Raw genomic sequence first — 20169 nt, 5'->3', positions numbered from 1 at the left:
GTTTCAATCTAAATTTTCTTATTGGATAGACTCATTTTTAGTTCAAGCAAGAACGCTTGGGGTCATTAAGCGGTAGGCCTGAATGTCTAATCCAATACACGGAAGATAATAATGAAACTAAATAAAACCCTACTTACTCTCTCCCTTTTGTCTGCAGCGAATTTTGCTAACGCGGGCGAAGTTGAAGTGCTGCACTGGTGGACTGCCGGCGGTGAAGCGAAATCAGCTGCGGTACTAAAAGAGATGCTCGAGCAGCAGAATCACACTTGGAAAGATTTCGCGGTTGCTGGTGGCGGCGGTGAATCCGCAATGACGGTACTGAAAACGCGTGCGGTTTCAGGTAACCCTCCTTCAGCGGCACAAATCAAAGGACACGACATTCAGGAGTGGGGCAGTTTAGGCTTCCTGACTTCGCTAGATAGCACCGCCAAGCAAGAGAAGTGGGACGACATCCTGCCATCCGTGGTCACCAAAGTAATGAAGTACAACGGTGAGTATGTTGCAGTGCCAGTTAACGTTCACCGCGTAAACTGGATCTGGGCAAACCCAGAAGTACTGAAAAAAGCAGGCGTTGAGTTGCCAACCACAATGGATGAGTTCTTTGCCGCTGCAGAAAAAATCAAAGCGGCTGGTTTTATCCCGCTTGCTCACGGTGGTCAACCATGGCAAGACGCGACAGTATTCGAAGCGGTTGCACTCGATGTATTGGGTAGTGAAGACTACAACAAAGCGTTTGTTGATTTAGACATGGATGTATTGTCTGGTGACAAGATGGTTGAAGTGTTCACCAAATTCAAGAAGCTACGTGACTACATCGATGCCAACTCTCCAGGACGCGATTGGAACGTCGCAACGTCTATGGTGATCAACGGTGAAGCAGCCATGCAAATCATGGGTGACTGGGCGAAAGGTGAATTTACCGCTGCGGGTAAAATGCCGGGTAAAGATTACATCTGCGCGCCAGCGCCGGGTACTGCGGGGCAATTTACCTTCAACATCGACAGTTTCGCGTTTTTCGAGCTGAACGATGCGGAAAACCAAAAAGCGCAGCAAGACTTGGCGCGCACTATTCTAACCAAAGAGTTCCAAGAAGTGTTCAACCTAAACAAAGGCTCAATCCCAGTCCGTCTTGATATGGATATGGCGAAATTTGACCAGTGTGCGTTGGACTCTATGGATACCTTTAAAGCCAGCGCGAAATCGGGCGACTTAGTACCGAGTATGGCGCACGGCCTGTCTACAACGAGCTATGCACAAGGTGCAATCTTTGATGTCGTCACCAACTTCTTTAACGATGACAACGCGGATCCGAAACAAGCGGCGCAAAAACTTGCGAAAGCAGTGAAAGCGGCGATCTAATCCATCAAGACTGGTCACACCCCAAAGGGCGTACGGGCTTGTGGGGAGCCTGTATGCCCTTTCCTTTAAGACGTAAGGATTCGTTATGGAGCACGTTGTAAATCGGTATCCAAATAAGTCGCGCGCGAAACTCAGTTTTGCCGACAGACTGCAACATTGGTTACCGAAAATAGTCCTTGCCCCGACTGTCTTGGTCACCGTGGTATGTATTTACGGTTATATTTTCTGGACGGCGGCACTGTCATTGACCAACTCGCGCTTTCTACCAAGCTTCAACTTTGTTGGCTTTGCTCAATATGAGAAGTTGATGGAAAACGATCGTTGGATCACTTCAATTACTAACCTCGGCATCTTCGGCTTGCTGTTTATGCTTATCGCCATTGGTTTAGGCGTAGGTTTAGCCATATTACTCGATCAAAATATACGCCAAGAAGGTGCGATTCGAACCGTTTATCTCTATCCGATGGCGCTCTCGTTTATCGTCACGGGTACTGCGTGGAAGTGGATTCTCAATCCGGGCCTCGGTGTTGAGAAACTGGTGCAAGACTGGGGATTTACTGACTTCAAATTCGACTGGTTGGTGAACTCAGAAATGTCGGTATACACCTTAGTGATTGCCGCGGTTTGGCAGTCATCAGGTTTTGTTATGGCGATGTTCCTCGCTGGGTTACGTGGTATCGATTCATCCATTATCAAAGCAGCGCAAATCGACGGCGCGAGCCTGCCAACCATCTACTGGCGCATTATCATGCCTTGCTTACGCCCAGTATTCTTTAGTTCAGTGATCATCACGTCACACATCGCCATTAAGAGTTTTGACTTAGTCACTGCGATGACGGCTGGTGGCCCTGGTTACTCCTCGGATTTGCCGGCGCTATTTATGTATGCGCACTCATTCACGCGTGGCCAAATTGGCTTGGGCGCGGCGAGTGCGGTGATGATGTTGGCAGGTATTCTGGCCATCCTCGTGCCTTATTTGTACTCAGAGCTTAGGGAGAAAAAATCATGATGCGCAATGTGAATTTCTCTCGACTGTTTCTTTATTCGGTATTGGTGTTCTTTTGTCTATTTTATTTAATGCCACTGTTTGTGATGGTGATTACCTCATTCAAAACACTGCCTGACATCAAAGCGGGTAACTTGATGAGTTTACCGACCGAGTGGGTATTTGATGCTTGGCATAAAGCGTGGGACAGCGCTTGTACTGGCGTGAAGTGTGAAGGGGTGAAAGGCTATTTCTGGAACTCGTTCCAAATGGTGATTCCAGCCGTGGCAATCTCAACTTTATTGGGCGCGTTTAATGGTTACGTTGTGACCAAATGGCAGTTCCGTGGTTCAAATCTGTTTTTCAGCTTACTGCTGTTCGGTTGCTTTATCCCGTTTCAGGTGATCTTATTGCCGATGGCAGCGGTGCTGGGCAAGCTAGGTTTGGCAAATACCACTACTGGCTTAGTCATTGTTCATGTCATTTACGGCATGGCGTTTACCACACTATTTTTCCGTAACTTCTACATCAGTATTCCGGATGAATTGGTCAAAGCCGCTAAGTTGGATGGTGCGGGCTTCTTTACCATCTTCTTCAAAATTCTATTACCCATTTCGACACCAATCATCATGGTGACAGTCATCTGGCAGTTTACCGCGATTTGGAACGATTTCTTGTTCGGTGTGGTGTATTCAGGCTCCGAAACACAGCCAATTACGGTGGCGTTGAACAACCTCGTCAACACCAGTACTGGCGTGAAAGAGTACAACGTCGATATGGCTGCGGCGATCATTGCGGCGCTACCAACGCTGTTCGTTTATGTATTAGCAGGAAAATACTTTGTTCGCGGCCTCACGGCTGGATCGGTAAAAGGATAATTATCATGGCAACACTCGAACTTAAACAAATCCGTAAAACCTATCCAAAAGCGGAACAAGAGACTTTAAAAGGCATCGATATCAGTATTGATTCTGGTGAGTTTCTTATCTTGGTTGGCCCGTCGGGCTGCGGTAAATCAACACTAATGAATACCATCGCTGGATTGGAAAATATCAGCTCTGGGGACATTGTTATCGATGGCAATAATGTGTCGAATGTCGAACCGAAAGATCGTGATATTGCGATGGTGTTTCAGTCCTATGCGTTGTACCCAAATATGACGGTGCGAGGCAATATCGAATTTGGTCTCAAGATTCGTAAAATGGCGAAAGAGGCGATCAATGCTGAAGTGGAGCGTGTGGCAGAAATGCTACAGATTGACCATCTGCTTGACCGTAAACCTTCGCAATTGTCAGGTGGTCAGCGCCAGCGTGTTGCGATGGGACGTGCGCTTGCCAGACGCCCGAAGCTGTATCTGTTCGACGAACCACTTTCGAATCTAGATGCCAAGTTGCGGGTTGAAATGCGTCATCAAATCAAGCGCCTTCACCAGCAACTGAACACGACGATTGTGTACGTAACGCATGATCAGATTGAAGCGATGACACTGGCGGATCGCATTGCAGTAATGAAAGACGGCGAATTGCAGCAACTCGGTACGCCTCAAGAAATCTACAACAAGCCAAATAATATGTTTGTTGCTGGCTTTATGGGCTCGCCCTCGATGAACTTCATTAAGACCATGGTCGATCTTGATGAGCAGCAAAATCCGGTGATCAAAGTTAGAGGCAGTAACGCGCAAGAGCACCACATTAAGTTGCCTGCTTCGATGAGGGAACAAGACGGTAAAGAGATCGTGATTGGCCTACGTCCTGAACACATTACCGACAGTGAAAACCAAGATTCGGCCGCGACGACGAAACTCGACCTTCAGCTTGAAGTCCTTGAGCCAACGGGACCTGATACGATTGCGATGATTAAGGTCAACGACCAAGAAGTCGCGTGTCGCTTGTCGCCAGAGTTTGACGTTAAAGTCGGTCAGGTTGCGCCACTGCACTTTGACCTTTCCAAAGCGGTGTTTTTCGATGCGTCGACAGAGCAACGTATCGAGTTTCACTAGGGTATTTTCAAACAGTAAACAGGGCTCTCCAGAGAGTGTTACCTAATAAAGTTAAATGGCAGCGAAACCGCTGCCATTTGTTTTATCTATGCTTCGTTAATGTTAAATATGTGTAAACTCACCCATTTGCGAAAAACGTATGGGTGGGATTCTACCCATTTTGAAGAAAATTCTGTGAGCTTAGTAATGTATCCATTTTAAAGTGAATTATAACCTAATGATTTTAATGAATTAAATGGATAAATGAAAACTTGGCTTAGTTATTGCCCTTATAAATGTATCAACGCCCAGTGATGGGGTTGTTCATTTACTAAGGAGAACGATAATGCTAAAGCCTTTAACCCTACTATCTGCTTCTATTCTTGCTGTCACAAGTTTTAACGCTGCTGCGAACTGTGACCCAGGTGAAACAGTCATCAAGTTCAGCCACGTAACAAACACAGACAAACACCCGAAAGGGATTGCAGCTTCTTTACTAGAGAAGCGAGTTAATGAAGAGATGAATGGCAAAGCTTGTATGCAGGTTTTCCCTAACTCTACGCTTTACGATGATGACAAAGTACTTGAAGCGATGTTAAACGGCGACGTACAACTTGCTGCACCCTCTCTCTCTAAGTTTGAGAAATTCACCAAAAAGTTCCGCATTTTTGACCTTCCTTTCCTTTTTGATGACGTAGATGCGGTTGACCGTTTCCAAAGTTCAGACGCGGGTGAAAAACTGAAAAACGCGATGAACCGTCGTGGTATCCGTGGTCTGGAGTTCTGGCACAACGGTATGAAGCAAATTTCAGCGAGTAAGCCGTTGATTCTTCCTGAAGATGCAAAAGGTCTGAAGTTCCGTGTACAAGCGTCTGACGTGTTGGTTGCTCAGTTTGAACAACTTGGCGCAAACCCACAAAAGATGTCGTTTGCTGAAGTATACGGCGGTCTACAAACTAAAGTTATCGACGGTCAGGAAAACACTTGGTCAAACATCTACGGTAAGAAATTCTTCGAAGTACAGGACGGTATCACTGAAACCAACCACGGTATTTTGGATTACCTAGTCGTGACTTCAACTAAGTGGTGGGACAGTCTACCTGCAGACGTTCGTGACCAATTCGCGACCATCCTTCAAGAAGTGACTGAAACTCGTAACGCTGAATCTAACCGTGTTGAGAAGCAAAACAAACAATACGTGATCGAAGCGGGTGGTGTAGTTCGTGAACTTACACCAGAGCAGCGTCAAGAGTGGGTGACTGCGCTTAAGCCGGTGTGGAACAAGTTTGAAAAAGACATTGGTTCAGACTTGATCAACGCGGCACTAGCGGCAAACCAAAAATAACGAATACCTATCTGGATTGGTATAAACGGCTCCCGTAATTCGGGAGCCAAACTCACCTGATTCGAGCGATGTATCACATGGAACAGTCATTTTTTGCGAAAGTCGGACAGTTTACCGACAAGGTTGAAGAAACCCTTATCGCTTTCTTCCTCGGCACGATGACGATGCTGACTTTTGTCAACGTCGTTATGCGTTATCTATTCAACGACAACATTCTTTGGGCTCTTGAGCTAACCGTATTCCTCTTTGCTTGGATGGTACTGGTTGGTGCGTCATACGGTGTGAAGAAACACTTTCACATTGGGGTCGACGTAGTGATCAACATGGCTCCAGAAGGTCTGAGAAAGATCTACGCCCTGATTGCGGTAGCGTGTTGTTTGACATTTTCAATCTTGCTTCTGATTGGTTCATGGAACTACTGGTACCCGTTTGCAACCGAGCGTGCTTGGTACGAAACCGACGACATTCCAATGCCAGAAATGTTGCAGTTTATGGCGGATTGGCTCAATGAAGGTGAGCGTTACGAGAAGCTCCCTCGTTTTATTCCCTACATGGCACTGCCGATTGGTATGGCGCTGCTAACGTTCCGTTTTGCTCAGATCGCGTATCAGATTTTGACAGGCAAGCTGGACCGAATGATTTCAGGTCATGAAGCGGAAGAAGAACTTGAAGCATTAAAAGAAGAGCTCAAAGACGCGGGTGACGCAATGGAGCCTAAACAAAACAAACACAACAGCCAAGACAACGACAAGAGCAAGGAGAGCTAACCCATGGATATTTTATTGTTATTCGTGATGGTAATTGGCTTCATGCTCGTGGGCGTGCCAATTGCTGTATCACTTGGTTTATCCAGTATTCTATTTTTAATGTGGCACTCAGATGCATCTCTAGCGTCGGTTGCACAGACCCTATTTAACGCTTTTGAAGGCCACTACACACTTTTAGCGATTCCATTTTTCATTCTTGCCTCTAGCTTTATGTCTACGGGTGGTGTGGCAAAGCGTATTATTCGTTTCGCGATTGCGATGGTTGGCTGGTTCCGCGGCGGTCTAGCTATGGCATCGGTTGTTGCGTGTATGATGTTTGCGGCACTGTCTGGGTCTTCGCCAGCGACCGTAGTGGCGATCGGTAGTATCGTTATCGCGGGTATGATCAAAAACGGTTACTCAAAAGACTTTGCCGCCGGGGTTATTTGTAACGCAGGTACGTTGGGTATCCTTATCCCGCCATCAATCGTAATGGTTGTGTACGCCGCGGCGACTGATGTTTCCGTTGGGCGTATGTTCCTTGGTGGTGTTATTCCTGGTCTATTGGCTGGCTTAATGTTGATGGTCGCTATCTACATTGCAGCGCGTGTGAAGAACCTACCAAAGCAGCCGTTTGTCGGTTGGGGTGAAATGCTAGCCTCAGCAAAAGATGCGAGCTGGGGTCTACTGTTGGTTGTCATCATTCTTGGTGGTATTTACGGTGGTGTATTTACCCCTACAGAGGCGGCAGCGGTCGCGGCGGTTTACTCATTCTTAATCGCAAACTTTATCTACAAAGATATGGGACCATTTGCGGACAAAGAAAACACCAAACCAGCGGTAGTGAAAGTTCTAGAAGCCTTTGTCCATAAAGATACCAAGCACACGCTGTTTGAAGCGGGCAAGCTAACTATTATGCTGTTGTTCATCATTGCCAACGCGCTAATCCTCAAGCACGTACTGACGGAAGAACGCATCCCGCAAATGATCACTGAATCGATGCTCTCAGCAGGTTTAGGTCCGATTACGTTCTTGATTGTCGTCAACGTATTACTATTGATTGGTGGTCAGTTCATGGAGCCATCGGGTCTGTTGATCATCGTTGCACCGCTGGTTTTCCCAATTGCGATTGCGCTGGGTATCGACCCGATTCACCTAGGTATAATGATGGTGGTGAACATGGAGATAGGCATGATCACGCCGCCGGTCGGATTGAACCTCTTCGTGACCGCGGGTGTGGCGAAGATGTCGATGATGCAGGTGGTCAAAGCCGCATTGCCTTGGGTGGCAGTGATGTTCCTATTCCTCATCATTGTTACCTACGTTCCTTGGGTATCGACTTGGTTGCCAACCACACTGATGGGGCCAGAGATCATCACCAAGTAAACAAAAAAGAGGAGGTCGCTAGACCTCCTCATCTATTTTTTTCATCGGAATAAAACGAGGGTCGAAACCTCGTCGTCTCTCATAAAACCGCCATTTCCCACAATGACTTCTTCGCCTGTCTTTACCTGAACGTTGCTCCGTTTGGTAAATGCCGTCGAGTAGAATGGTATCTGTGATAACTCTGACTTTGGTTTTTTCGCCCATCGCCTTTTCTCCGCCCTTTCACGTTCTAAGTATTGGCGGAGATTGCAGAACACCCAATTAAATCGTTGAAATTAATCATAAGGTACTAGTTAGTCATCAGCTTTGTAGTTATTTTTGTCGAGGCCGTATTTTTGCATTTTGTCATACAGAGTCTTTCTCGCCACTTGCAGTAACTCTAGAGTTTCATTGATACGGCCATGATTGCTTGATAGCGCTTGCTCAATGAGCGTCTTTTCGAATTCGGCCACTTGGACAGCCAGCGGCGTCGTTACCTGGGAGCGAGCAGAAGGGTTAAGATGGCCCAAGTTCCCAAGTAAGACAAACCGCTCGGCGCTATTACGCAGTTCACGCACGTTGCCCGGCCAGTCGTGACTCATCAACGTTTGTAAATCAGCATCGGGTAGGGCGTTCACCGCTTTACCGTAGCGAGAAGCCGCCACTAAGAGAAAGTGATGGAACAGCGCAGGGATATCTTCCTTACGCTGGCGCAGTGGTGGCAGGTCTAACGTCACTACGTTAAGTCGGTAGTATAGGTCCTCGCGGAATGTGCCTTCTTCGGCGGCTTTTTTCAGATCCGTTTTTGTCGCGGCAATAACGCGAATATCGACCGGAATCAGTTCATTTGAACCGACACGCTCAATCACTCGTTCTTGTAACACCCTCAGTAAGCGGATTTGCGCTTGCATCGGCATGGATTCGATTTCATCTAAAAATAGTGTGCCGCCTTGCGCGTGTTCAAACTTACCGATGCGTTTGGCGTCGGCGCCGGTAAACGAGCCTTTCTCGTGTCCGTACAATTCACTTTCAATCAGATTCTCTGGTACGGCACCACAGTTGATGGCGACAAAGTTCGCTTCTCTGCGAGAACTTTGCTCGTGGATCGAACGAGCAAACAGCTCTTTACCCGTGCCCGTTTCGCCAAACAATAGAATGTCTGCGTCAGTGTCGGCGATATGTAAAATGGTATCGCGCAGCGCGCCAATGGCTGGTGTGTCACCGATGATGCGAGGCCCAAGTGCCTGACTGACTTTGAGGCTACGTTTTAACTCTTGGTTTTCTAAGGTCAGCTCTCTTTTTTCCAACGCTCGTTTGGTGGTATCGATTAATCGGTCGATGGCGAAGGGCTTCTCGATAAAATCATACGCGCCATTTCTCAGCGCGTTGACTGCCATTGAGATATCACCGTGACCAGTAATCAAAATCACTGGTACGTCTTTATCTTGCTGTAGCACCGTTGAGAGTAAGTTTTCGCCCGACAACCCTGGTAAGCAAATGTCGGTAATCACCACTTTAGGCATGCCATGTTGCTTGATTGCCAACATGGCATCTTCTGCGCTGGCAAAAAACTGCGCTGAAATTTCCTCTAACTCGAAGCTTTGTTCGATCGCGAGGCGAATGTCACTTTCATCGTCGATAAAAAATACGTCGTCCATCAACTGTCCTTAGTGTTCTGCTTAGCCGTTGAGCTAACGAGTGGCAGTGAAATCGTGAACCGAGCGCCGCCGAGCGGAGATTGGCCTACGGTCAGCTTGCCTTTCATTGTTTCTATAATCTGTTGTGAGATCGAGAGACCGAGTCCGAGCCCGTTTTTCTTAGTCGTAAAGAAAGGCTCAAACAGGTGCTCTGCCTTGGTGGCATCGATACCTGGACCATTGTCGTCAATATAGATCTCGATGGAATCTTCGAAGCTTTGCGTCGACAACTGCACCTTTCGTTCTTCCAAATCTTCCACCGCCTGAGCAGCATTCGTCATTAAGTTAATCAACACCTGTTCTACCTGAATCGCATTCACTTCCACTTTACCGAGTGGATGAGGAACATCGGCGATTAACTCAATCCGGCTCGCTTTGAGTTGTGGCATCACCAACTCTCTGGCGGAGACGATAATTGGCGCCAGATCGAGCACGTTAACATCGCTGCTGTCAGATTTGCGTGTAAACGCTTTTAGCTGGTTGCTAATGGTGGCCATACGGTCTGTCAGGTTTGAGATTCGTTCTAAGTTGTCATCGACTCGGTCGTATTTCTCTTTTGCAAGAAAACGACGGCCGTTATCGGCAAAGCTTCGGATTGCTGCCAGTGGATTGTTGAGCTCGTGGCTGATACTGGCGGACATTTGGCCCAATACCGCCAGCTTCGCTGCCTGAATCAATTCATCTTGAGTGTGTCGCAGCGCTTGCTCAGTGCGCGTACGTTCAAGTACTTCGGCGTGCAACTCAGACGTTCGCTCCATCACAAGAAACTCGAGCTTTTGTTTCGCTTCAGACTGAAGTTGTTCGAACTGGCGCTTTTTGAGCTGTCTTTGGTAGGTGAGTTGTAAGGTCAAAAAAACAATCACAAATACCAGCGTCATCACCATGGCAAAGCTGACCGTCAGCCAGAATAGCGTGACTTTTTCAGTCAATACGCGAATCGTCAGATCTAGGTTTGCCAGTTGGCGACTAGATACGATGTAATCGCCCTGAATCCAGCCGATTTTAGGGTTGCGTAACTCGTTGTTCACGTCGTCAAGTGATCCCACTAAGCCAAGTGATTCTATCTCGGTATCCAAATATTGGCGGCTGGCTATAATCGCTTCGCGTTGCTTAGCGGGTAGTGGTGTCAAACTCTTAAACAGCCAACTCGGATTACTCGACATGAACACGATATTATTCTCGTCGGTGGCGACAAAAGTGTTTTGTTTACTCTTCCAATTACTTTCAATCGCGCTGAGATCCATTTTCACCACGATGACGCCGATGATTTCCGCTGCATACACTACTGGGTAGGAGTAGTAATAGCCGCGTTGTCCTGAGGTTGAACCCAGTGCGAAGTATTGGCTCGCATTGCCCGCAATCGCATCTGAAAAATAAGGGCGCCAAGCAAAGTTGATCCCCACGAATGAGCGCTGCAGGTTCCAGTTGCTGGCGGAAATGGTATTGCCCCAACGGTCGAGTAAATAGGTATCTGCCGCTTGGATAATCGTGTTGACGTTTTCAAGGTAGCGGTTGGTCAAGTTGATTTGTGCGGGGTTGTCCGGGAGTTTAAGTGCCGCAATCAATTCGGCGTCTTTGGCAAGCAACTGCGGGAGGTGCGCGTACTTATCCAGCTTGGAAGAAACGTTGCTGGCGAAACGATCGAGTTGAGCTTGATGTTCATCGAGCAGCGATTGGTAGTGATAATTCCAGACAGATTGAGCACCAAGAATAAGACACAACAAGTAAAAAAGCAGTAGGTAGAGATTGGCTCTGCGAAATGGTGACATGACATTCCCTGTTTGGCACTACAACACTCGCTTAGAGTAATGTTTTTTGTTAAAAGAGTGTTTGCTGGTGTAACAAAAATGAGGAATAAAACCGGACTTAGATCTAGTTTTGTTCTTTAATTCGAAAAAAAGTCTAGTTTCTCTTGAAAAAGCCTTTAATGTCCCCATTTCTGATAGCAATATCCGCTGTATTGTTGTTTTTTTTAGCAATTAAATGAGTTTTTAGGAGAATGCCGTCGGTATTCTAGGGATTGGCTCGACAGCTATCGACTAGGTCGGTAGAATGCTGCGTCTAATTTTTATCTTGAGACTAATCGGAGATACCTTTAACGAATACTGTTCGTGAAGATATCGCTAATTAGTCCGGTAATCGATTTGTTCGATTTCCGATACTCGATTTACAAAGAGTACTCACAGAGTACAAACAAGGATGGGTCCTCGCTTAGCGCAAGGGCACATAAGCTCAGTGAGACTGAGCCAGTTTTGAGGTTAATGAATAATGCAAGTTACTGTTGAAACGCTAGAGGGCCTAGAGCGCCGTCTTAACATTACTGTTCCTGCTGCAAACATCGAAGATGCTGTAACAGCTGAACTACGCAACATCGCTAAGAACCGTCGTTTCGATGGTTTCCGTAAAGGCAAAGTGCCTCTAAAAATGGTTGCACAGATGTACGGCAAAGCAGTACGTCAAGACGTGATGGGCGAAGTAATGCAACGTCACTTCATCGAAGCGATCGTTAAAGAAAAAATCAACCCAGCAGGCGCGCCAACTTTCGCTCCAGTTGAAAGCAAAGAAGGTGAAGATCTAGTTTTCACTGCAACTTTCGAAGTATACCCAGAAGTAGAACTGAAAGGCCTAGAAAACATCACTGTTGAAAAACCAGCAACTGAAGTTAACGATGCAGACGTTGAAGAGATGATCGAAACTCTACGTAAGCAACAAGCAACTTGGGCTGAAGTTGAAGAAGCAGCTGAAGAAGGCAAGCGTGTAAACATCGACTTCGTTGGTTCTATCGACGGCGAAGAGTTCGAAGGCGGTAAAGCCGAAGGCTTCCCTCTAGAAATGGGCGCTGGTCGCATGATCCCTGGTTTCGAAGACGGTATCGCAGGTAAGACTGCTGGTATGGAATTCGACATCGACGTGACTTTCCCAGAAGATTACCACGCAGAGAACCTAAAAGGTAAAGCTGCGAAATTCGCTATCAAAGTAAACAAAGTTGAAGCTCGTGAGCTTCCAGAACTAAACGACGAGTTCGTTGCTAAGTTCGGTGTGACTGAAGGCGGTATCGATGCACTTAAAGCTGAAGTTCGTAAGAACATGGAACGCGAACTTAAGCAAGCAATCAAGAACCGTATCAAAGAGCAAGCTCTTGAAGGTCTAGTTAAAGAAAACGAAATCGACGTACCAGCTGCACTTATTGACCAAGAAATTGGTACTCTACGTCAGCAAGCTGCACAACGCTTCGGTGGTAACCCAGAAGCAGCTGCACAACTTCCACGTGAATTGTTCGAAGAGCAAGCTAAGCGTCGCGTAGTTGTTGGTCTTCTACTTGGTGAAGTAATCAAGTCTGAAGAGCTAAAAGCTGATGACGAGAAAGTGAAAGCACTGATCGAAGAAATGGCGACAGCATACGAAGATCCATCTGAAGTTATTGCTTACTACGAGCAGAACGAGCAAATGATGAACAACATGCGTAACGTTGCTCTAGAAGAGCAAGCAATCGACGCAATCATCGCTAAAGCTCAGGTTACTGAAAAAGCAGTTAGCTTCAACGAGCTAATGAACCAGCAACCTGCTGCTTAATAAGCAAGTTCGCGCGTAGAAGGTTGACTTAACGTTAACTATTCTGCTAACAATGGTCCGTATGATTATCATCATCCGGGCCATTTATTTTAGGGACATAAGAATATGAGCTACCAAGAAAAAAATGCAATGTCGCCAATTTTAGACGCGCTAGTACCAATGGTGGTTGAACAAACTTCCCGCGGTGAACGTTCTTACGATATCTACTCTCGTCTTCTAAAAGAACGAGTGATTTTCTTGACCGGTCAAGTTGAAGACCACATGGCAAACCTTGTCGTGGCTCAGCTGCTTTTCTTGGAATCAGAAAATCCAGACAAAGATATCTTCCTATACATCAACTCGCCAGGTGGTAGCGTTACTGCAGGTATGTCAATCTACGACACCATGCAGTTCATCAAACCAAACGTTAGCACTGTGTGTATGGGTCAAGCGTGTTCAATGGGCGCATTCCTACTTGCTGGTGGTGCTCCGGGTAAACGTTACGTGTTGCCAAACTCTCGCGTAATGATTCACCAGCCGCTAGGTGGTTTCCAAGGCCAAGCGTCTGATATTCAGATCCACGCACAAGAGATCCTGACTATCAAACAGAAACTGAATAAGCTGCTTGCAGAACACACAGGCCAACCGCTTGAAGTTATCGAGCGAGATACCGACCGTGACAACTTTATGGCAGCTGAACAAGCTGTAGAATACGGTTTGGTAGATGCGGTATTAACTCACCGCGGCCAATAATTGTTTCGCGCAATTCGGCTTAAATTGATATACACTCAAATCATATTGAGTAAAGGCTAAGAGGTTAGCGAATGACAGACAAAAGCAAAGAGAGCGGTAGTAGTAAGCTTCTTTACTGCTCTTTCTGCGGCAAAAGCCAGCACGAAGTTCGCAAGCTGATCGCCGGTCCATCCGTCTATATTTGTGACGAATGTGTCGACCTGTGTAACGACATTATTCGTGAAGAAATTAAAGATGTTCTGCCTAAGAAACAATCTGAGGCACTACCGACGCCAAAAGCGATTCGAGAGCATCTAGATGACTATGTGATTGGTCAAGATTACGCTAAGAAAGTGCTAGCAGTAGCCGTTTATAACCACTACAAGCGTTTACGTAATGGAGACACGACGAGCGAAGGTGTTGAACTTGGTAAAAGTAACATCCTTCTCATCGGTCCTACGGGTAGTGGTAAAACGCTATTGGCTGAAACACTGGCTCGTTTCCTAGATGTACCATTCACGATGGCAGATGCGACCACGTTGACCGAAGCAGGTTACGTGGGTGAGGATGTAGAAAACATCATCCAAAAACTTCTGCAGAAATGTGACTACGACGTAGCGAAAGCAGAACGTGGTATTGTGTACATTGATGAAATCGACAAGATTTCACGTAAGGCTGAAAACCCTTCAATCACACGAGATGTGTCGGGTGAAGGTGTACAGCAAGCGCTATTAAAACTTATCGAAGGTACGGTTGCTTCAGTTCCGCCACAAGGTGGTCGTAAGCATCCTCAGCAAGAGTTCCTGCAAGTAGACACATCTAAGATTCTGTTTATCTGCGGTGGTGCGTTTGCTGGCCTAGATAAAGTGATTGAACAGCGTGTGGCGACGGGTACAGGTATTGGCTTTGGTGCAGAAGTGCGCTCTAAAGACGAAACTAAGACCGTTGGTGAACTGTTTATGCAGGTAGAGCCAGAAGATTTGGTTAAATACGGCCTGATCCCTGAGTTTATCGGTCGTCTACCAGTAACCACCACGCTGACAGAATTGGACGAAGAAGCACTGATCCAAATCTTGTGTGAACCTAAGAACGCGTTGACCAAACAGTACGCAGCGCTATTTGAGTTAGAAAACTCAGAGCTTGAGTTCCGTGAAGATGCACTACGCGCTATCGCGAAGAAAGCGATGGAACGTAAAACAGGTGCTCGTGGTCTACGTTCAATTCTAGAGAGTGTGCTACTTGAAACTATGTATGAACTGCCTTCAATGGACGACGTCAGTAAAGTTGTGATTGATGAGTCAGTGATTAATGGTGAGTCTGATCCATTGCTGATTTACAGCAACGCAGATAATCAAGCAGCAGGCGCAGAATCTTAATCAGATTCACATAAACTGTTAAATCAATAAAGGAGGTAATCAATTACCTCCTTTTTTTTATTCTTTCATTGAATCCAAGCAATTAGCCCCCATATACTGCTCATAAGACTAAGCGGAAGAGAGATGAATATGAACTTGGAACGTTCCGAACGTATCGAGATCCCCGTACTACCTCTGAGAGATGTAGTCGTTTACCCGCACATGGTAATTCCATTGTTTGTTGGACGTGAAAAATCAATCGCTTGCCTTGAAGCGGCGATGGATCACAACAAGCAAGTACTCCTTGTTGCCCAAAAAGAAGCCGAAACTGACGAACCATCGAAAGACGATCTTTTTGAAGTCGGTACAGTAGCGACAATTCTGCAGCTACTTAAGCTACCGGATGGTACGGTGAAAGTATTGGTCGAAGGTCAACAGCGTGCAAAAATTAATCAGCTGACAGACGATGAGTTCTTCGTTGCGGACGCTGAGTACCTGATTACCGAACAGCTTGATGAACGTGAAGAAGAAGTGATCGTCCGCAGTGCGATTAACCAGTTCGAAGGCTTCATTAAGCTAAACAAAAAGATTCCGCCTGAAGTGCTGACGTCATTGAACGGAATCGAAGAAGCGGCGCGTCTTGCTGACACTATCGCGGCACATATGCCACTCAAGCTAGCTGATAAGCAAACGGTTCTTGAGTCTTTGGATGTGACCGAGCGTCTTGAATTCTTAATGGGTCAGATGGAGTCGGAGATCGACTTGCTGCAAGTTGAGAAGCGCATTCGCACTCGTGTTAAAAAGCAGATGGAAAAATCTCAGCGCGAGTACTACCTGAATGAGCAAATGAAAGCGATTCAGAAAGAGCTTGGTGAAACAGAAGACGGTGTTGATGAGTTTGAGACTCTGAAGCAGAAAATCATCGACTCCAAGATGCCTAAAGAAGCGCGCGAGAAAACCGAACAAGAACTACAAAAGCTGAAAATGATGTCGCCAATGTCGGCAGAAGCGACGGTAGTTCGTGGCTACATCGACTGGATGGTGGGTGTGCCTTGGAACAAGCGTTCTAAAGTGAAGAAAGATCTCGCCAAAGCCGAAGAGATTCTAAACGAAGACCACTATGGTCTAGAACGTGTGAAAGAACGTATTCTTGAGTATTTGGCAGTTCAAAACCGCATCAATAAGTTGAAAGGTCCGATCCTTTGTCTTGTTGGTCCTCCGGGTGTAGGTAAAACCTCGCTAGGTCGCTCAATTGCGGCAGCGACTGGTCGTAAATACACTCGTATGGCATTGGGTGGCGTACGTGACGAAGCGGAAATCCGCGGTCACCGTCGTACTTACATCGGTTCTATGCCGGGTAAGTTGATCCAAAAAATGTCAAAAGTTGGCGTGAAGAACCCGTTGTTCCTATTGGATGAAATCGACAAGATGTCATCTGATATGCGTGGTGACCCGTCTTCAGCACTACTTGAAGTGCTCGACCCAGAGCAGAACAGCTCGTTTAACGACCATTATTTAGAGGTCGACTACGATCTGTCTGACGTCATGTTTGTTGCAACGTCAAACTCAATGAACATCCCAGGTCCATTACTTGACCGTATGGAAGTGATTCGTCTATCCGGTTATACCGAAGATGAAAAACTCAACATCGCTAAACGTCACTTAGTGGACAAGCAAATCAAACGTAACGGTTTGAAAGACGGCGAAATTGAAATCGATGACTCTGCGATTATCGGTATTATCCGTTACTACACGCGCGAAGCGGGCGTACGTAACCTAGAGCGTGAAATCTCGAAAGTTTGTCGTAAGGCTGTGAAAAACATCTTATTGGACAAGAGCTTGAAGACGGTCAAAGTGAACATCGACAACCTAAAAGAGTACTTAGGTGTTCAGCGTTTTGACTACGGTAAAGCGGATGAAAGCAACCGTATCGGTCAAGTGACAGGTCTAGCTTGGACTGAAGTCGGTGGTGACTTGCTGACTATCGAGACGCAGTCAATGCCGGGTAAAGGCAAGCTAACCCAAACAGGCTCGCTAGGCGATGTGATGCAAGAGTCGATTCAAGCCGCGATGACGGTTGTACGTTCTCGCGCTGAAAAACTTGGCATCAACGCTGACTTCTACGAAAAACGTGATATTCACGTTCACGTGCCAGAAGGTGCAACACCAAAAGATGGTCCAAGTGCTGGTATCGCAATGTGTACGGCACTGGTTTCTAGCTTAACGGGTAACCCAGTAAAAGCAGAAGTTGCTATGACAGGTGAGATTACGCTTCGCGGGGAAGTTTTACCGATTGGTGGTCTGAAAGAGAAGCTGTTGGCAGCGCATCGTGGCGGCATAAAAACCGTACTTATCCCGAAAGATAACGAGCGTGATTTGGAAGAAATTCCAGACAATGTTATCGCTGATCTTAAGGTAATTCCGGTGCAATGGATCGACGAAGTACTAAAAGTTGCGCTTGAACAAGACCCTACAGGTGTCTCAATTGCTACTACAAAAGAGTGATGTGCAGCAAAAATAAGTAAAAGATTACGCTGATAAGCCCAAAAAGGCTTGTCAGCGTTTTTTTTGGAGGCTAACGTTAGCGACTATAGCTTCAGCCCTTGTTGTGTAAGGGATTGTCGCTAATTTGAAATGAAATGGAACGATAAACTGCCGTAATAACAACAACAGGCGGCACAAAGGGGAATCACAGTGAATAAAACACAATTAGTAGAAAAAATCGCAGAAAACGCAGAACTATCTAAAGCATCAGCGGGTCGTGCTCTTGACGCATTCATCGAAGCAGTGGGTGACACTCTACAGTCGGGCGACCAAGTTGCTCTAGTTGGTTTTGGTACATTTAGCGTTCGCACTCGTGCGGCACGTACTGGTCGTAACCCTAAGACTGGTGAAGAAATCCAAATCGCTGAAGCGAAAGTACCATCTTTCAAAGCGGGTAAAGCTCTTAAAGACGCTTGCAACTAATTAAATCGACACACTCAACGATTTTTTTAGAACCTTTTTAAATTATGCGCATCATACTGATGCGCATTTCTTTTTCTGATATTATCGCGCTATTCATTTTTTGTTTTAGTATTAAGCATTTTCAGGTCAGTACACTTAGACTGGTTTGGTATGTGAGCGGAGAGTAGTTTAAGTATGATGGATCGATTACGCGAAGGCGTTAACAGCATCGCGGTAAAAATTATCCTAGGACTTATCATCCTATCATTCGTATTTGCTGGTGTTGGTAGCTACATTATTGGTGGTACAGGTAACACAGCAGCAAAAGTTGGCAATGTTGAAATCGGCCGTGGTGAGTTTGAGCAAGCGTATCAAAATGAGCGCAACCGCATGCAAGCACAGCTAGGTGACTATTTCTCAAACCTATTAGCAGATCCAAGCTACGTAGAAACGTTCCGTAAGTCGGTACTGGATCGCATGGTTAACGACGTATTGCTTGAGCAGCACGCAGAGTCTTTAGGCCTACGTGTTAGTGACAGCCAAGTACGTACAATGATTTTGGAAATGCCTCAATTCCAAGTTGACGGCAAATTCGACCAAGAAATTTACCAAGCGTCGTTGCGTCGTGCAGGCTTCAACCCTGAGAGCTTTGCTGAGTACCTACGTCGTGATTTGGTTCGCAACCAACTACTGACGGCCATCCAAGCGAGTGATTTCTCGCTTCCAGGTGAAGTAGAAACTCAATCTAAGCTGCTGACTCAAACTCGTGATATCAAAACAGTGGTTCTACCACTCGCTGATTTTGCGAAGAACGTTGAGCTGTCAGAAGAAGACATCAATGGTTACTACAAAGACCATGCTGAGCGTTACACGCGCCCTGAGCAAGTAAAAGTCGCTTACATCGAGTTATCTGCGCAGCAGTTGAAAGAAGCAGTCAACGTTTCTGATGAACAAGCGAAGCAATACTACCAAGAACATTTGGATAAGTACTCGTCTCAAGCGCAACGTCGTGTTAGTCACATCCTTATCGAAGGTGACGATGAAGCGAAAGCGCAAAGCATCTTAGATGAACTGAACGCAGGTGCTGACTTCGCTAAGTTAGCTGAAGAGAAGTCGGATGACTTTGGTAGCGCATCTGAAGGCGGTTCATTAGGTTGGATCGAACGTGATGTGATGGACCCTGCATTCGAAGAGGCTGCATTTGCGCTTGTTAACGTTGGTGATGTAACAGGTCTGGTTAAGTCAGACTTTGGTTACCACATCATTAAGCTTGATGAAGTGAAGCCGCCAGTTGTTCAGCCTTATGAAGAAGTTGCGGCATCAATCAAATCAGAATTGCGTGACCAACAAGCGGTTGATCAGTTCTACGAGCTGCAAACTGAGCTAGAAAAAGTTGCATTTGAATACCCTGATTCATTGGATGACGCAGCGAAAGCAATCAATGCGAAAATCCAGACAACAGATTTTATCTCTCAAGTTGACGCGCCTGAGCTATTAAACTCGCCAGCGATTATCCAAGCGATTTTAAGCCCGGAAGTGAAAGAAGACGGTTTGAACTCAGAAGTCATCGAAGTAGCTCCTGAACACGTGATTGTTGTCCGTGTCGAAGACAGCCGCGATGAAACTTTGCTACCACTTGCAGATGTACGTGAAGACGTAGTGGCTTCACTGTCTAAAGTGAAAGGTGAGCAAACAGCCATCGAGCTTGCAGATAAACTGCTTGTTGGCCTTAAAGCAGGTGACACTTCTTTGCTTGAAGAGCACGATCTAGCCTTTGGTGAAAGCCAGTCGATTGACCGCAGCTCTCCGCTAGCAGAAACCGTATTCTCAATGCCAAAGCCTCAAGCTGATGCTGTCGAGTACGCGCAAACTAAAGACTTGGAAGGCAACATCGTTATCGTTGAATTGGATAAAGTGAGCGAAAAGCTCGAGCCACAATTCAGCGAGCAGATTGGAAGCCAGCTTGTTCAAATGAATGCTCAGCAAGACCTGTCAGGTTTAATTAGCATTCTGCGTAAGACGATTGATATCGAGTATTACGTTGTGAATCAGTAAACACATTTTGATGTAACTGATATATCGATAAAAACGGACTGCATTTGCAGTCCG

15 protein-coding genes are annotated in these 20169 nt (G+C 46.3%); 13 read left to right on the top strand and 2 right to left on the bottom strand.

All coding sequences use genetic code 11. The features are described from left to right. The first annotated feature begins 111 nt into the window (after positions 1 to 111). From HCZ42_RS04235 to HCZ42_RS04205, 7 genes are all read left to right on the top strand, one after another. On the top strand, positions 112 to 1359 hold the full coding sequence (locus HCZ42_RS04235) for an ABC transporter substrate-binding protein (protein WP_167419506.1): 1248 nt from the start codon (positions 112 to 114) through the stop codon (positions 1357 to 1359). An 85-nt stretch (positions 1360 to 1444) separates the two neighbouring features. After that, a complete protein-coding gene (locus tag HCZ42_RS04230) occupies positions 1445 to 2368 on the top strand; it encodes a carbohydrate ABC transporter permease (protein ID WP_167419505.1) in 924 nt (307 codons plus the stop codon). Next, positions 2365 to 3222: a carbohydrate ABC transporter permease gene (locus HCZ42_RS04225; RefSeq protein ID WP_167419504.1), complete on the top strand. Its 858-nt coding sequence runs from the start codon at positions 2365 to 2367 to the stop codon at positions 3220 to 3222. The genes HCZ42_RS04230 and HCZ42_RS04225 overlap by 4 nt, the downstream gene beginning before the upstream one ends. Before the next feature lie 5 nt (positions 3223 to 3227). Then, positions 3228 to 4343: an ABC transporter ATP-binding protein gene (locus tag HCZ42_RS04220; protein ID WP_167419503.1), complete on the top strand. Its 1116-nt coding sequence runs from the start codon at positions 3228 to 3230 to the stop codon at positions 4341 to 4343. A 325-nt stretch (positions 4344 to 4668) separates the two neighbouring features. Then, on the top strand, positions 4669 to 5667 hold the full coding sequence (locus HCZ42_RS04215; protein ID WP_167419502.1) for a TRAP transporter substrate-binding protein: 999 nt from the start codon (positions 4669 to 4671) through the stop codon (positions 5665 to 5667). A 77-nt stretch (positions 5668 to 5744) separates the two neighbouring features. Beyond that, positions 5745 to 6434, top strand: a complete 690-nt coding sequence (locus tag HCZ42_RS04210) for a TRAP transporter small permease (RefSeq protein ID WP_167419501.1) — start codon at positions 5745 to 5747, stop codon at positions 6432 to 6434. Between the two features lie 3 nt (positions 6435 to 6437). Continuing rightward, positions 6438 to 7799: a TRAP transporter large permease gene (locus HCZ42_RS04205; protein WP_167419500.1), complete on the top strand. Its 1362-nt coding sequence runs from the start codon at positions 6438 to 6440 to the stop codon at positions 7797 to 7799. Positions 7800 to 8092: 293 nt separating this feature from the next. Here HCZ42_RS04205 and HCZ42_RS04200 read toward each other — a convergent pair whose 3' ends face one another. Both HCZ42_RS04200 and HCZ42_RS04195 read right to left on the bottom strand, forming a co-directional pair. Then, positions 8093 to 9436, bottom strand: a complete 1344-nt coding sequence (locus HCZ42_RS04200) for a sigma-54-dependent transcriptional regulator (protein ID WP_167419499.1) — start codon at positions 9434 to 9436, stop codon at positions 8093 to 8095. Next, positions 9436 to 11244, bottom strand: coding sequence for a sensor histidine kinase (locus tag HCZ42_RS04195; RefSeq protein WP_167419498.1), 1809 nt, complete (start codon positions 11242 to 11244; stop codon positions 9436 to 9438). Before HCZ42_RS04195 ends, HCZ42_RS04200 begins: the two co-directional genes overlap by 1 nt. 499 nt (positions 11245 to 11743) lie before the next feature. On the opposite strand from HCZ42_RS04195, the gene tig reads away from it, so the two are divergent. The 6 genes from tig to ppiD all read left to right on the top strand — a co-directional run bounded on the left by tig (position 11744) and on the right by ppiD (position 20115). Next, the gene (tig, locus tag HCZ42_RS04190) at positions 11744 to 13048 is read left to right on the top strand and encodes a trigger factor (RefSeq protein WP_053408214.1); all 1305 of its coding nucleotides are present in this window, start codon (positions 11744 to 11746) and stop codon (positions 13046 to 13048) included. A 105-nt stretch (positions 13049 to 13153) separates the two neighbouring features. Beyond that, a complete protein-coding gene (gene clpP / locus HCZ42_RS04185; protein WP_053408213.1) occupies positions 13154 to 13780 on the top strand; it encodes an ATP-dependent Clp endopeptidase proteolytic subunit ClpP in 627 nt (208 codons plus the stop codon). A 71-nt stretch (positions 13781 to 13851) separates the two neighbouring features. Continuing rightward, a complete protein-coding gene (gene clpX, locus HCZ42_RS04180) occupies positions 13852 to 15135 on the top strand; it encodes an ATP-dependent protease ATP-binding subunit ClpX (protein ID WP_167419497.1) in 1284 nt (427 codons plus the stop codon). 129 nt (positions 15136 to 15264) lie between these two features. Beyond that, entirely contained in the window at positions 15265 to 17619 is a 2355-nt protein-coding gene (lon, locus tag HCZ42_RS04175; RefSeq protein ID WP_167419496.1) for an endopeptidase La, read from the top strand. Between the two features lie 189 nt (positions 17620 to 17808). Continuing rightward, positions 17809 to 18081, top strand: coding sequence for an HU family DNA-binding protein (locus HCZ42_RS04170; RefSeq protein WP_053408210.1), 273 nt, complete (start codon positions 17809 to 17811; stop codon positions 18079 to 18081). Positions 18082 to 18255: 174 nt separating this feature from the next. Further along, positions 18256 to 20115, top strand: coding sequence for a peptidylprolyl isomerase (gene ppiD / locus HCZ42_RS04165; protein WP_167419495.1), 1860 nt, complete (start codon positions 18256 to 18258; stop codon positions 20113 to 20115). The last annotated feature ends 54 nt before the right edge of the window (positions 20116 to 20169 follow it).

The organism is Vibrio hepatarius (genome assembly GCF_011806575.1).
GTDB lineage: Bacteria > Pseudomonadota > Gammaproteobacteria > Enterobacterales > Vibrionaceae > Vibrio > Vibrio hepatarius_A.
The sequence above is the reverse complement of the archived record's forward strand: the minus strand, read 5'-3'. Positions and strand labels throughout refer to the sequence as shown.

Bases quoted from the DNA above. Each gene is read 5' to 3' on its own strand.
- clpX (WP_167419497.1), top strand. From the start codon at position 13,852: ATGACAGACAAAAGCAAAGAGAGCGGTAGTAGTAAGCTTCTTTACTGC.
- HCZ42_RS04205 (WP_167419500.1), top strand. From the start codon at position 6,438: ATGGATATTTTATTGTTATTCGTGATGGTAATTGGCTTCATGCTCGTG.
- HCZ42_RS04220 (WP_167419503.1), top strand. From the start codon at position 3,228: ATGGCAACACTCGAACTTAAACAAATCCGTAAAACCTATCCAAAAGCG.
- HCZ42_RS04200 (WP_167419499.1), bottom strand. From the start codon at position 9,436: ATGGACGACGTATTTTTTATCGACGATGAAAGTGACATTCGCCTCGCG.
- HCZ42_RS04210 (WP_167419501.1), top strand. From the start codon at position 5,745: ATGGAACAGTCATTTTTTGCGAAAGTCGGACAGTTTACCGACAAGGTT.
- lon (WP_167419496.1), top strand. From the start codon at position 15,265: ATGAACTTGGAACGTTCCGAACGTATCGAGATCCCCGTACTACCTCTG.
- HCZ42_RS04225 (WP_167419504.1), top strand. From the start codon at position 2,365: ATGATGCGCAATGTGAATTTCTCTCGACTGTTTCTTTATTCGGTATTG.
- ppiD (WP_167419495.1), top strand. From the start codon at position 18,256: ATGATGGATCGATTACGCGAAGGCGTTAACAGCATCGCGGTAAAAATT.
- clpP (WP_053408213.1), top strand. From the start codon at position 13,154: ATGAGCTACCAAGAAAAAAATGCAATGTCGCCAATTTTAGACGCGCTA.
- tig (WP_053408214.1), top strand. From the start codon at position 11,744: ATGCAAGTTACTGTTGAAACGCTAGAGGGCCTAGAGCGCCGTCTTAAC.
- HCZ42_RS04215 (WP_167419502.1), top strand. From the start codon at position 4,669: ATGCTAAAGCCTTTAACCCTACTATCTGCTTCTATTCTTGCTGTCACA.
- HCZ42_RS04195 (WP_167419498.1), bottom strand. From the start codon at position 11,244: ATGTCACCATTTCGCAGAGCCAATCTCTACCTACTGCTTTTTTACTTG.
- HCZ42_RS04235 (WP_167419506.1), top strand. From the start codon at position 112: ATGAAACTAAATAAAACCCTACTTACTCTCTCCCTTTTGTCTGCAGCG.
- HCZ42_RS04230 (WP_167419505.1), top strand. From the start codon at position 1,445: ATGGAGCACGTTGTAAATCGGTATCCAAATAAGTCGCGCGCGAAACTC.